The organism is Paenibacillus sp. ATY16, from assembly GCF_003399985.2.
In the GTDB taxonomy this organism is placed as follows: Bacteria; Bacillota; Bacilli; order Paenibacillales; family Paenibacillaceae; genus Pristimantibacillus; species Pristimantibacillus glycanilyticus.
In genome coordinates this window covers 165288-179633 of sequence record NZ_NMOK02000052.1, presented here as the reverse complement: position 1 = coordinate 179633, position 14346 = coordinate 165288, and the positions used below count along the sequence as shown (strand labels likewise).

Sequence of the window (14346 nt, the reverse complement as noted above, 5' to 3'; positions counted from 1 at the left end):
TCTTCGCCTCATCGTCTCCCTTTCCTCGCTTCAAGATGGTAGGGATCATAAGAAGAATATTGCCGGTTTCTTGGTGTTGGCACTTCCGATAATGGCACTTGACGGAGCTGCTGTCCGTCCTCCGACAACCCGCCCTTGTAGTCTTCCTGTTGGAAAAACTCCAGTAAGGCTGTTCGTAAAGTCTGCTTTGTTTCAGAATGAGACTCATCATTTTCGAGAGGAACCAACTCATCCGGATCAATCTCCAGATCAAACAACGCTTCCCTGCCTCCGTTTGGTGAATAGATATATTTCCACTTTTTTGTGGCCGCCATATAAATCGAGGAGATATTGACCACTTCTTCCCTTGGTATAACGCCGTATGGATTGGTAATAAGCTCCCCAAAAGTTATTTCGCGGGGCGTATCGTGGGATGACCTTAGCAGGCTGTGACCATCTAATACGATCTGCTCATCCAGAAGATTAGCTGCATCCAGCAGTGTTGGTGCAATATCACGGTGACCAACAAGCTGATCGCTTACCACTCCCTGCGGTAAGCTGCCAGGACAAGAGAGGATAAACGGAATTCTAGCTGAACCGTTATAGAAAGATCTCTTTCCCCACTGATAGTGGTCTCCTAGCATCTCGCCATGGTCGGAAGTAAATAATATAACCGTTTCTTCCCGCAGCCCTTGCCGCTCTAGCTCGTCTACAATTCTTCCAATCTGAACATCTATCTGAGAAATGCTGGCATAATAAGCCGCTTTGATGAGACGAGTCAGCGTATCGCCGGGCTGTTCCATCCACTTGGCGTAATTTTGCGCTTGCTGCAGCGGCCAGATTTCGTCCCTATCTCGTTCATTACGAACAGGAGACGGCAGCACTTCCGAATCATATAGATTTAAGTATGGGGTTGTCGGATCAAAAGGCGGATGAGGTTTGACAAAAGATGCAGTAATAAACCACGGCTTATCCTCCACCGATAATCGTTTGATCGTATCAACCGTCCGATCGCCAACCCAGGTCGTTTGATGGATCCGATCAGGTAATTGCGAGACCTGGGGGATATAGTAATATTCATGCCGGACGCCCATCGTTTCATAGACCCAATCAAAGCCTGAATCACGGACGTACCGGTTATAGTCATCCTGATCGGGATGCCCCATTTCCTCCGAGCGATAGATATCCTGGAAGCCCCAAGTATTATCCTTGGGGATGGCATGCATCTTCCCGATGTAAGTTGTCTGATAACCCTCATCATTCAACTTATAAACAAAAGTAGAGGACAGAGGATTCGTAAATCCGTTCCCCATATTCCCTGTGCGGTGCCCCCATTGGCCGCTGAACATTACCGCACGTGCGGGACAACATTCCGGCATTTCGCTATACGCATTCGAATAAAGCGTGCCGGTCTCACATAACCGATCCAAATTCGGCGTTTGAATATAGGCGTTGCCCGCTCTCGCTATCGTATCCGCACGTTGCTGGTCCGTTATGATCAGAAGCAGGTTTTTCCGTTGTCCCATAGGGATCACTTCGCTTTCAGCAACCAAGCGCTGCTGCCAAAGTGTAAGCAGAGCGCCCAGTCGCAATCTCATCATTTCATTAATGCGGGATTTCTATCGTTGTCTGACCTCTCTTAAACAACGTGCCGATGTTATTGCCAGGAATATTGTAATTCGAGCCGCCGTAAAACTCCTTGACGTAGTTCCAGCCGGAGCTGCCTCCGTTGTTTTTGCCCATATTGGCAATCGTAATATTGGTGTTGTCGTTCGCGCTGCTGGCTGTGTCATTCAACTTGAAAATCTCTCGGCCCGTCAATGGCTTCAGTACTCCCGAGTTGCCAATGATATTAATATTGTTCGAATGATTGATAACAAGAGCACTTGAGAACTGGTTATCCGGATTATTCGTTGTGCTTTCGAACTTCGCCGAGAAAATCGTAACATTGGAGCTGTCTTCAATAATGGCCTGTGGATTGTTATTTCCGGTTCGTGCATATTGCGAATGGAACATATAGAAGATCAAGGGCTGCGTAGTTCCTTCTACGCTTTGGATTCTAAAATTGTTATCCTTTGGTCCATATCTGCCGATGGCGAGGAGGTTATACCATTTCCCTCCGCCATTCCCTTCAACAACGACCCATTTCAAAGAAGGGTTATGCGGAGCATCCGCTTGAATATCGGCCGGTTTGACCCATATATCCTTCACAATGGAGTTCTTGCCTGCCTTCCAATCAATCGCGTAATAAAGCTGGTCTTGAATAGGAAGCTCCAGCTTCACATTTGCTAGTACCGGAGAGGCATTCGCATCATTCACAGTCGTAATGATCGGGGTATCCGCAGCAGGCTTGCTTGTTGGGCTTACCGCAATGACCGAAGCCGTCTTCGATACGCCAAACAACTGAGAAGTGCTTTTCAGTATCAATGAACTGCTAATGATGTATTTACCTTTAGGAAGAAATACTTTACCTCCCGTATTCAGTGCGCTTTGGATGGCTGCTGTATCATCTGTCGTCCCATCGCCTTGCGCGTTATAAGGTGCGTCTTTGACATTGATAACTCCCGTCTGGTCAAATGCCGTGAACTTCTCGCCGCCTGCCCACACATGCCTGGAGATCAGGTCAGAAGGAAGCCCCCCTGAACGGGTGTAATACGGACCGCTCACCGGATAAGTATGTCCGGTTAGATAACTGCCATCGACCAGCTTGGTCTGATTCGGCGTATAGCCCTTGTCGTAAGCATATTCGCCAATGTTGATCCAAGCATTCTGATCACCTGACGCTACAGCCAAGTCCGAGGATGGATCAGTGGAGTGACGGATAATATAACCTGCATTAATGGCATATACGTTACGCAAATAAACGGAGCGGTCCGTGTTCTGAATAATCGTTGCGTTGGACTGAAGCGTACTTAGCCTTACACTGCCATCGACCAAACTGATATTGCCGCTGCTTTCCGTACCATCGGCCTGTTTGCCTACGGTAATAACCGGTCCGGCAGGTTTCGTGATATGGAAGCCAACGACGGTGAGCGGCGATTTCCCGTTATAAAAAATCGCAGCTTCCGTCTGCTGTTCAAGCTTAATGCCCGTGATGAGCGGCGCTGGCTGCGAATTCTCCGCATAAATGCCGTATTTTCCGCCCTCAACCTCGATATTGGTAATGCTTCCTCCGCTCCCAATAATGTCGAATATACCGGCGAAAGCATTGGCCGCATTGATATAAACATCTTCAATTGCGCTTCCTTCACAGCTTTGATGGCGAAGAGCAACTGCGCCTGGATTCAAGCCCAGATCGAAATCAATACCCCGAATAACATTGTCAAAACTTTCATTCGGCTTCTCTGAACCCAGATCAACATCATCTTCCCGCCAGAAATGAATGACCGGTTTAATATGATGGCTGCCATCCACTGTAGTATAAGGTCCATTGACATCGTCAAAACCTGCGGAGTTGTCCTTCAGCTTAATAATCGGTCGCCCGCTGCCTGTTGTCGCGCCAACAAGGTAGTTGCCAACCCTTGCTTCTGTCATTTGGCCATGAGGAATATAAGCTTCAATGGTGTCAGATACCTTGTAGGTTCCTGCTGGGAAAAAGACCTGCATATTGTACGCGAATCCATCATTTACAGCGCTTTGGATAGCGGCAGTCGCATCGACCACTCCTGTAGGGTCAGCATTGTATGGAGCTGCAGTAACGTCCAGTAATCCGTCTAATGCATACGCATTAGACGGATTGACGCCGGGAGGAAACCCTGCCGCCTCTGCCTTTTCCGGCAGAGGCACTAGAATAATTGACGCCAGAATGACCATGATGAACAATATCGAATACCACTTTTTCACCCTTGCTCACCCCGTTCCCTCTGATTATTTGCTTGCTTTTTCGGTCTCTACAGCTTTATTGATTTCGTCTTCCGCTTGGCTTAGCGCTGTATTAATATCAACCTCACCTTTTTTAATCCCATCGAAAGCTTTGTTGATAATAGGCGAAGCAACATAATCATAGGTGCTTGGCGGGAGATCAGACAGCTTTTGTTTGAATGCGGCTTGCAAGTTTTTCCCTTCGAAGAAGGTTTGGTCAGCTCCAAGCTGAGCTTGAATCTCCGGATTGCTAAGCGGCGACAGGAATCCGTTACGTACCAACGAAGTTTGTACTTCATCTGACAGCAGGTACTGGATGACTTGGAAGGCTTCATCCTTCACTTTGCTGGTAGAAGTAATAGCGAAAGCTACGCCATCTGCCTGAGGATCTGTATTCGGAGCATCGGGGAACGTCGGGAACGTTACGATATCCCAGTTCAAGTCCGGCACTTCTTTGGCACGGTTGATCATGCCGAGCAATCCGCTTGCGAACATAGCTGTTGTCCGATCCTTCAGGAACACATCATAGCCGGAGGTTTCCCCTGTATTGCCAGGAATTTGAACAATGCTTTGAATTGTTCTTGCGATCGTTTGCCATTGCGGCGTTGTAACGACAGCTTTATCGTTGCTGTCAAGAAGAGGCTGGGCAAGCTGCCCGCGCATCAGGTTCAAATTTGTAAAATCCAGGCCGCGATATTGCACGCCGTTATCCTCTCTGGTCACCTTTTTGGCCAATTCAATCACTTGGTCCCAAGTCATGCCGTCAGTCGGATAAGGAACGCCGAACTTATCGAATATATCCTTGTTATAGACAAGGCCGTATAACGTTTTCTTCTCCGGCAAGCCGTATAACTCGCCATTACCGCTCAAATCTTGAATCGATTTCAGCAAAACCGGATCAAATCGTCCAAGGTCAACCTTATATTTCTGTACCAGCTCGTTCAGGTCCGTTTGCAGACCCAGGCGAATCACATTGGACTTGATCTCATCCTTCGGAACAGCCAGCAAATCCGGTGTATCGCCGGAAGCGATCAGCTGATCAAGCGGGGTATTTTTCTTGTCTGCTCCAAGCCTTTCAATCGTAATTTGCGGGTACTTTTTACTAAGCGGATCGGTAATTTGTGTTTTGAATTCGGAGTCCGGCATACCTGCATAGATTTTTAACGTAATTGGTTTAATCTCATCCGCAGGCTGTTCAACTGATTGGTTATCCGTTTGCTCAGGCTGATCGGATTGAACCGCTTGATTCGTCTGCTTATTTGGTTGACTAGTTGCCGTATTGTTATGGTTTGACCCTCCATTGCTGCAAGCGCTTAGGAGTAAAGTGAATAATAATGTGATTGAGAATATCGTTTTTATTTTCCATGCTTTCATTGTTTAACTCTCCCTTTTCTCATTGATTTACTCTGATTAATACTCATAATGACTCGTCACTCCAATCCAACACCCTATCCCCTTGCCTTAATCCACATCACCCACCTTCAAGCGCAGCCGCTCGAGTTCGGTCTTAAGCGCTGCGACAATAGATGAGTATTCATCTAAGGCATATACATTGTTTAATTCATGGGGATCTTTAACAAGATCGAACAATTCCCATTCCTTTGGCGTGGAAATATCCGTCGTCCCGCTTGCACCTAACGCCTCGCCGTAATAATAAATGAGCTTATACTTATCCGTTCGAACACCATAGTGGCTATAGACGCCATGCACGGGGTCAAGATGCATCCAATAACGGTAATAAACCGATGTTTGCCAATCCTGCGGTACGTGACCTCTCACAACTTCACGAATGCTGTCGCCTTGCAACGGTTCCGGAATGGGAATACCCGCGTAATCCAGGAAAGTCGGGGCCAAATCCACATTCATCACGAATGCATCTGAATCCACTCCCGCCGGGATTTCCTTTGGGTAACGCATGAGGAACGGCATCCGCAGTGACTCCTCGTACATGAACCGTTTATCATACCAGCCGTGATCACCTAGATAAAACCCTTGGTCGGAGGTGTAGATAACAATCGTGTCCTCTTCCAATCCCTCTTCCTTCAAGTAATCCAGCATTCGTCCCACATTCTCATCAATGGAAGTGACGCAGCGCAAATAATCTTTGATGAAATGCTGATACTGCCATTTCTTTGCTTCTTCTGGCGATAGCTCCTGCGGAGCTGTATACTTCGGAATCCGCTTTGGCAAATCCCGGTCAATTCTCATTTTGGCTGCTGCCGCCGCGCTTGCCCGATTGCTGTAATCGTCATAAAACGTAATCGGCACGGGAATATCTACGTCTTCGTAAAGCTCCGCATGCTTTTCATCCGGCTGCCAAGGACCATGAGGTGCTTTATAATGGCACATTAAGAGGAAGGGCCTGCTATTATCCCTGTCTTGCAGCCATTGCAAAGACAAATCGGTCGTTACGGTCGTGACATACCCCGGTATAGTGCGCTTCAAACCCATCTCAATAAACTCAGGATCACGATAAATACCTTGACCAGGCAAGATGTTCCAATAATCAAATCCTGTCGGGTCATGATCGCCCCCGTGTCCCAAATGCCATTTCCCAATCATTGCGGTTTGATAGCCGGATGCTTGCAGAAGTTTGGGAAAAGTCATCTGCCGTCCATCGAACGAGTCTTTCAATGTCTTTACTCCATTCACATGGCTGTACGCCCCGGAAAGAATAACCGCCCGGCTTGGTGCGCAAATGGAATTTGTGCAAAAACAATTGTTCAACCGAATGCCCTCATTCGCGATTCGATCCAAATTCGGTGTCTCGTTGATTCGGCTGCCGTAACAGCTCATCGCTTGATAGCCGTGATCATCGCTCATGATGAATAATATGTTCGGTCTCTTCGCGCTCACTATTCACCTCTACCTCCTCATTCCCAGATTGTGCAGCTTGCAACCGCAGCTTGAGTTGCGCAACCATCTTTGCTGTCCGTTCGTGATGTACGGAAGCTACATTGCAGAACTCCTGCGGGTCATTCTCCAGATCAAATAATTCAATTAATCCGTTCACATGTTGAATGAGCTTGAACTGTTTATCGCGCAGGCATTGAAACTGTTTGCCCGTACTCATAATGAACGAGCGATGTTCATTTGTTTCACCTTTCAGCAAGCCGGAGAAAGATATGGCATCAAGCCCTTTCGGTGTAGACAAACCTGCTAAATCGCTGACCGTCGGATTGAGGTCGATCAGCTCAATAAGGGCATCACTGACACGACCGCCTTGTATACCCGGTCCCGCTGCAAGCAGCGGAATATGGATGGAAGGCTCATAAGGAAGGTTCTTATTATAAAGCCGATGATCGCCAAGCATTTCCCCATGATCGCTAGTGAAAATGATATACGTATTATCCTCCATCCCTCTTTTCTTAAGGGCGTCCAAAATAAGGCCAATCTGATCATCGATAACCTCAACCGCTGCGCAATACTGACGCCGTGAAGCAGTGATTTGCTCCTCTGTGATATTCTTTTCTTGCCTCCGGCGTATCCATTCCGGTTTGGAACTTTCAACCGCTGAATCGAATGCCGCAGGCGGCATCGGCTCAAAGCGGTAACGATCCGCATATTGCGTAGGAGGGTCGAAGGGAGCATGCGGGCCAACGAAACTTACGAATGAAAACCAAGGATAATCATCGGGGACCGTTTCGATCCACTCAGCCGCTCTCCGTCCGATATAGCAATCTTCGAAAGCCTCCGTTGGCAGAGCAGAATCCCGGTACCAGTTCTCGTAGCTTTGTTTCTTATCCCGATTACGATAATCCTCATAAAAGGATTGCAGAAGATTAAGTTCCTCCAGATAGTTCGTATACGGTCCAATAGGTGTCCGTGAAGATCCGGCATGTGCCTTCCCTTCACACTGCTCGGGATGAGTGAAACCCCATCGGTAAGCATCCGGTCGATCTCCGTAACGTCCGTTGTAATGATTTGATTTGTTTAAATCCAGTTTGCCGACGCAATGTACCCGGTAGCCATTATCTCGAAATCGTTGATAAAGCGTAGGCAGCTGTGGGTCTAGCACATGCGAGTTATCGACCAGCCCAAGTCTTGCAGGCTGCAACCCCGTTGCTAGCGCGATACGAGCGGGTACACATAATGGAGCGTTAGTGAAGCCGTTCGTAAATCTGACGCCTTTTTCAGCTAAACGATCCAGGTTAGGAGTCCTGACAAAGCTGGCCCCCATGCTTCCCAAATAATCGAACCGGTGCTGGTCATCCATAATAAATAACACATTGGGTTTATCGATAGATGCTTTCAAAGACTGGCACCTCCATCCTTATTCGATTAATCCAGTACGTTCCACACTTTCGATAAACCATCTCTGCGTAAACAAATAGAGCAGCAATGGCGGCACAATAATCAGGAACGATCCTGCCATCTTGACGGGTTCATCAAAGATCGACGGACCCATCTCCAAAGCCTGTTCATTTAACTGCGAGGTGATTTGTGAGAGGCCAAGCGAGAGCGGCACTTCGGTTGCGCCGATCAAATAAGCACCAGGGGTATAATAGTCATTCCAAGTCCAAACAAATGAAAACAAAAAGACGACCAGGATCGCAGGTTTGGCAAGCGGAAGCATAACTCGGAAGAAGGTTCGCAGCAGTCCAGCCCCGTCCATACGAGCGGCTTCCTCCAGTTCCTTCGGCTGCGTAGCGAAAAACTGCCTATAGATAATGACGAATAAAGCTCCTTTCAGCCCATGCCCGAACAAGGCCGGAGCAATGATCGGCACGTAGGTCCTCATCAGGTCAATCTGGTTCGCCACAATAAGCTCCGGCAAAATAATAACCTGCTGCGGCACGACAAACGAAAGCAGTAAGCAGGCAAACCAGAACCTTTTAAACGGAAAATCAAGTCTTGCGAATGCATAACCCGCTACTGCACAAGAGAACGTCTGCAGGATAGATACGGCAAGCGATAGGGAGAGACTAATTCGGAAAGCTGCCGGAAAGTTGATCTTGTGCCAAGCATCCGACAGCGTTCCTGTAAATAGGGTATGAGGCACCCAGATGACCGCAGGATCAAGCAAATCTGCAGCATTTTTCACCATAGTCGTGATCATGTAGAGGACCGGACTCAAATAGATGAAAGCAATATCACTAAGCAGCAAGTAAATAAACAGCCGGAATAACAGACCTTTATCCGCCTCTTTGCCCAATAGCAGATGTCGAGTAACGGTCAGTCTCTTTCTTGGCCGAAGCCACTTAGTTAGATGATGAACCTCAACTTTGGGCACGAGTTATCCCTCCTTTCCTTACACATCGGATACCCGCGATTGACGGGACAAACGGTTAAATAACCAGAAAATAAGGCCAAGGAATAAGAAGATAATTGCAAAATAAATCCAAGCAAGCGCGCTCGATTTCCCGTAGTCTTTGATATTGACCTGCGTCAGAATCGGGTTAGACGGAAAAGTAAACAAATCGACCGTTGTATAAATAAAGTTGAGCAAAACAAACGGAATCATCGCTGGAAGGGTAATCTTCCAAAAGGTATCCCATGGGTTAGCTCCGTCAATGCGAGCCGCTTCATAGACCGAAGGAGAAATCGTCTGACGGCCTGCAAGAAAGATCAGAATCTGCACCCCGGAATACCACAAAATAAGGACGAAGGAATCCAGGATATTCGTAATCGGTCCCGCCCATGATGCCGGCAAATAGGTATTCGCCAAATCGGATAGATGATAGCTGGTTAGAAAGTCGATATTCCCTTGTCCCTGCCCAATTAATTCCGTCACCACTTGCCCGGTCGTAAAGATGACGGGAAGGAAAAAGACGGCACGGAAAAACGTCCTTCCCCAAAACTTCTGATTGAGCATAATTGCCACAAGTAATGAGAATACAACGATTACCGGCAGCATAAACAAAGCTTCGCGAAGAAAAGGGATCAGTTGATCATAGAGCAGACCGGCATTTTCGAATAAAATAAAGTTGTAATAGTAAAGACCTTTATACGTCGTATGAATCCCCGTCGCCGTAATCTTGACCTGATGGAAACTCATATAGAACGAATAGAGTAACGGAAGCGCCATGAATAGAACGAAGCCGATTATCCAAGGAGCGATAAACAAAGTACCTCCAAGCTTGCGGTACGTTGAATAGTGAAATCTCTTCATTCATTCGTACCTCCTTTGACAATGGCATACCCGCCAGGCGGAACAGTCACATCCCCGTGGGTATAGGCAATCGTTCCGTAGTTAACGACAATACGTTTGCCTCCTGAATAGGTGGTTTCCCTCACTTGATCGCTCAAGATTCGGTGGCCGACTATGAATTGATCCTGTACATCGCCAAGTGCCTCATTCCATTCCTTATACTCCTGCGCGGCCGTTTGCCCCCAGACTCGATACGCTGGACTAAATAGATGAAGATGCTCGGCATCTTTCCATTCCTCGGAAGCGGTATAGGTAAAGGTATAGGAAGGGTTGGCTCCATATTCAAGATCATGTAAAAACTCCAAATGAAATTGATCCCTGTCATTCGATGCCACGGAAGTATAAGGTACTAGTCCATGCAGCGCGATCTGCAGGAATGGAATTGCCGCATTCGAGAACAAATCATAGGAATAATCCTCGTTTAATCTAGCTATCCCATCCAGCCAAGGGAGGGCATAGAGATTACTTTCGTATCCAATGACTTTCCCGACGGAGTCTTTTAGCTTCTTGATCATATCCTGCTGCATGATGAGATTCTCCGCTCGGGTAGAGCCGTATTTGGAGTTATAGTCACTGGATAGAAACTGGCCGATTCCATCCAGTTCAACTCCGTCTATTCCTAAACTCTGGTAGTACTTTATATCCTTGTCGATGATTGTATCGTTCACAAACTTCAGGCTTGCAAGGTCCCCAATCGTAGTCCCTCCGTAGTCCCTTACTCCTTGTCTTCGTGAAGTAAATCCGCCAGCCCCGGTTGTGTTCTGCGAATAGTCAGCAGTCAAGTAGACCGGCACATGAATCGAGTGAGCATAATTAATGAATTGCTTCATTCCTTTATCGCCGCCTAGGCGTTGATCGACCTTGGCCAACCCTCCACTTGCCCCGATTCCGCCCTTTTGCCAGCCCCGGTACAATACTTGCATATGTTCGATGCCTAGCTGATACAATTGCTTCGTTATCTCCATAGCCTGATTGGTCGTTGTACCTTTGATATAACGATCCCACAGCAGCCCCGGCGCTTTATCGCCCCCCACGAGGACGATATTCATCGGAACTTTATCCGCGGCAGTTTTTATAGGCTCAAGATGCTCGGTTTCCATTAAATATTGACGGTAGCGTTCGGCCATACCAACGTAATCCGCTTTCGTGCTTTCAAGCAGCAAGTATCTCGTAATACGATCACCGTGGAACCGATTGTCCTTGTCATAAGTGATATAAAACTTTCCTTTGTCGCGGTTCGTTACCTGCTGATAGGAGCTCCGGTAATCCGCTTGGGAGGTGGCCCAGTTGTAGCTGCTTAACGCCCCGGCAGGCGAAGCCAGCACTTCGCTATATTCGGAGCCGCCCTCTAGCACCGCTAGAAAGGAGGTTTGGTTGTTCTTGATCCCGTAGACTGGCGTTGCTACACGTTGGCGAGAATCATAAGAGCTGTTCACGGTATAGGCAGGATCTGCTCCGTATACCGGTTCTCGATAAATTTGAGTGCCGCTGGTGCGGTAAGGATCGAAGTTGATCAGTGCACCTGAGCCATCCGGAATAAACAAATAGCCGTCTTGGCCAACGGATCTCTCCGCTCCGAAAAACGGGTATAATCGAATCCACAGCAAGCTAAGACTGCCTTCCTGTAATTCAGAATCGATAATACGAGTCGTAACGGAATCGTTCTCCAGCTTAACTTCGATCGGAATCGCGATTTGCTTCGATGGCATTGTGAAGGTAAGCCGAAACCCTCCGTCAATCTTATGAAGATTTGAGATCTTGCTATCCTCGTCGAGAAAATTCGAATCCTTTGGCTGAGCTTTGCTCGCATTCAGATCAATATATTGGAACATGACAGGTGATCGCAGATTCGTCCTCCAACTTCCCATTGTTGTCTCATCCGCCCATTGAGTTGGATCAGGATAAGATCGCCAGATTCGGCCGTCCCTTTTGTCCTCTACTAGGAAATGAGCCGTTTCCGGATCCAGCTTGAGACGATAATGTTCGTTTTCGCTGACCGTTTGGAAGTTTGCTTCAATCGGAAGCTCTTCTTGACCCTTCCCAGCTTTAACTGCGCGGGGCTTAGCTTCCGCTTGGACAGTTGGTTCCTCCCGGTCGAGTGTTTGAACTTGAAGGTGAGTAACGATAAAGGCAGCAAGGCCAACCACCAGAAGCAGTTGCAGCCATATTCGGAGTGGCATATGTTGCAGCAGCCGCTTCATCGGAACCTCACCTCCTCATAGATTTCATTCAAGAACGATACGAGATCACCGCTTAGACCGTATAAGATGAAGATTAGTAAAGCAGCCAGCAGAAAAGCCGCCGCTGTTGCTCCGATATTGACCATTGTCTCGCCGAACGTGTAATTTTGAATGGACTGGATATTCCAGATGACAAGTAATACGATCCAGATCACCATGCCGTTAAAGAGAAATGAATAAATCGGTTTCTCCGATAACGTCATGCCATTGGAGAGAATCGCAAGCGGAATGCCAACAATGGCCAAGGGCAGCAATACGTAACTGGAAGCAATAAATACGTCCTTGAATCTTCCCTCCCCTTGCAAAATCGAACTAACGAAATAGTGGCATAATACCCAGCCCAACCATATGGACGCAAATTCTGTGAATAGTAATATAAGATTAAGGCGCTGTGGATTCACAGGATTAAACAAATAACTGGAATAAAGTCCAAAAATCATGACAGCGCCAAATGCTAACGACAATAAGAAGAAGGCACTGAGATAACTTCCTTTTCGCTCATGCCGAATGGCAGTAAAACCATCGATAGGATGACGGATAATCGTAAAGATATGTCTTAGTTGAACACGAACAGAGTGAGTAGATTTGGGCCGGCTTCGCCATGCCTTCCCCCACCTGGTGTAAAGGGTTAAACGGTTGATCAAAATCCATGCAGTCGCCGCGATCAGCGCCGAAGTCGCAAGTGTGGAGAAATGGGCTTGAAACCAGGCATATCGGATTTGCCAGAAAGCGTTGGAGTAACCCTTTTTGCTGCCGCCTTCGTAGAAATAGGTTTTAGCCTGTTCATAATTCCCTTGCTGGTAAGCCGCTTTCCCGAGCCCTCGCAAAGCTGGAGCAAAAAAGACATTGATTCGCAGAACCTCTTGCCACGCGCTTTCGCTTTCTGCATAACGTCCTTGCAAGGTCATGGCGTTTGCTTTATTCACTAGAGCACCAAATTCCGTAAGACGGAATTGTTGAATAATTCCTTCCTGATCGTCCAGAACAAAGAGATCGCCGTTCGAACTCGAAGCAATTGCAATCGGGCTTTTCATCAGCCCAAGCTGAGTGGCAGAATCCGCCGAGAGTCCGCCCCAGAAGTAGAGGAGATCCCCATTGGCATCATATTGGCTTAGTACCTTGTACTGCTTATCGATGACCGTAATATTGCCGAACCGATCGACGGTTAGATCGGCAAGCTGAGGCTTTATGAAGCCTTTTCCTCCTGACTCATTCCGCTCGAAATGACTTACCTCGCCAAACACTTTGTTTCCGCTTTTTCCTGCCGAACCACCCTTTAGCAAATTGTCACCGCGGAAATTCAGTTTTTTGACTTGATTTCTCGAAATATCGCCGCTCGAAGTCGTATACAGGAGTCCGTTCGCGTCCATCGTTACGCTGCTGATCGAGACAGGCAGCTTGCTGACCTCGTTGTCGTACATCTGTTTCGTATAGAGCAGCCTCTTCACTTTATCGAGAACGCCAAGCCGGGTTTGATTAGAGCCAAAAAAGCTTTGAACCTTACCGTCCGGAGCCAGCTCCAGCAAACCTTGATAACCACCTAGTGTTACGATATAGAGATATCCCCTCTTGTCGACCGCCAATTTAACCGGATCGTAAATGTAAGTACTTGGTATGATAGGAGAATCCGGCTTCTTATACTCTTGCAACAGCTTTCCTTCGCTCGTTAACCTTACGACACGTTTGTTACCCGTATCCGCTACGTAGATATCGCCTTGTGCCGTGACGAATATTCCTTCCGGCTTGTTTAACGGACTATCCGGTACCGTAATGAAACGCTGCAGCTTGCCTTCCGGATCAAATTCGGCGATTCGGTTATTGCCCGTATCCGCTACATACATCACATCATGTTCGTCGATAAATAGATCTTTCGGATTCAGCATTGGAGAGGCTACTTTATTCCCCGGCTTATCTTTATCCGGCACCGTTAATCCCGAGCCTACAATACGGACGGGTTTATAGGCCGGTTGTGTCCATATCAAATCTCCGTTGCTGTCTTTGGAGTTCGTCATATACGGAACTTCCGCCGATGCTTCGTGAGGAGATAACGCCAGCATCACCATGACGAGCATTAAGGAGAGATATAATCGTTGTTTTTTCATGCTAGCCATGCTG

Annotated in this window: 9 protein-coding genes; all 9 read right to left on the bottom strand. The window is 47.5% G+C overall.

Going from position 1 to position 14346, the window contains the following annotated elements:
• Window positions 1–8 precede the first annotated feature (8 nt).
• Entirely contained in the window at window positions 9–1505 is a 1497-nt protein-coding gene (locus CFI03_RS26590; RefSeq protein WP_248761283.1) for a sulfatase-like hydrolase/transferase, read from the bottom strand.
• A gap of 79 nt (window positions 1506–1584) precedes the next feature.
• Window positions 1585–3822, bottom strand: a complete 2238-nt coding sequence (locus tag CFI03_RS26585; RefSeq protein ID WP_248761281.1) for a glycoside hydrolase family 55 protein — start codon at window positions 3820–3822, stop codon at window positions 1585–1587.
• Between the two features lie 24 nt (window positions 3823–3846).
• The gene (locus tag CFI03_RS26580) at window positions 3847–5214 is read right to left on the bottom strand and encodes an ABC transporter substrate-binding protein (protein ID WP_248761279.1); all 1368 of its coding nucleotides are present in this window, start codon (window positions 5212–5214) and stop codon (window positions 3847–3849) included.
• An 87-nt stretch (window positions 5215–5301) separates the two neighbouring features.
• The gene (locus CFI03_RS26575) at window positions 5302–6696 is read right to left on the bottom strand and encodes a sulfatase family protein (protein ID WP_248761277.1); all 1395 of its coding nucleotides are present in this window, start codon (window positions 6694–6696) and stop codon (window positions 5302–5304) included.
• Complete coding sequence (locus CFI03_RS26570) at window positions 6653–8095, bottom strand: sulfatase family protein (protein WP_248761275.1); 1443 nt, start codon at window positions 8093–8095, stop codon at window positions 6653–6655. Before CFI03_RS26570 ends, CFI03_RS26575 begins: the two co-directional genes overlap by 44 nt.
• Window positions 8096–8113: 18 nt before the next feature.
• Complete coding sequence (locus CFI03_RS26565; protein ID WP_481857714.1) at window positions 8114–9073, bottom strand: carbohydrate ABC transporter permease; 960 nt, start codon at window positions 9071–9073, stop codon at window positions 8114–8116.
• Between the two features lie 18 nt (window positions 9074–9091).
• The gene (locus CFI03_RS26560; protein WP_248761273.1) at window positions 9092–9952 is read right to left on the bottom strand and encodes a carbohydrate ABC transporter permease; all 861 of its coding nucleotides are present in this window, start codon (window positions 9950–9952) and stop codon (window positions 9092–9094) included.
• The gene (locus tag CFI03_RS26555; protein ID WP_248761271.1) at window positions 9949–12192 is read right to left on the bottom strand and encodes a DUF5696 domain-containing protein; all 2244 of its coding nucleotides are present in this window, start codon (window positions 12190–12192) and stop codon (window positions 9949–9951) included. The genes CFI03_RS26560 and CFI03_RS26555 overlap by 4 nt, the downstream gene beginning before the upstream one ends.
• Window positions 12189–14342: a YIP1 family protein gene (locus CFI03_RS26550; protein ID WP_248761269.1), complete on the bottom strand. Its 2154-nt coding sequence runs from the start codon at window positions 14340–14342 to the stop codon at window positions 12189–12191. The genes CFI03_RS26555 and CFI03_RS26550 overlap by 4 nt, the downstream gene beginning before the upstream one ends.
• Window positions 14343–14346: the final 4 nt, after the last annotated feature.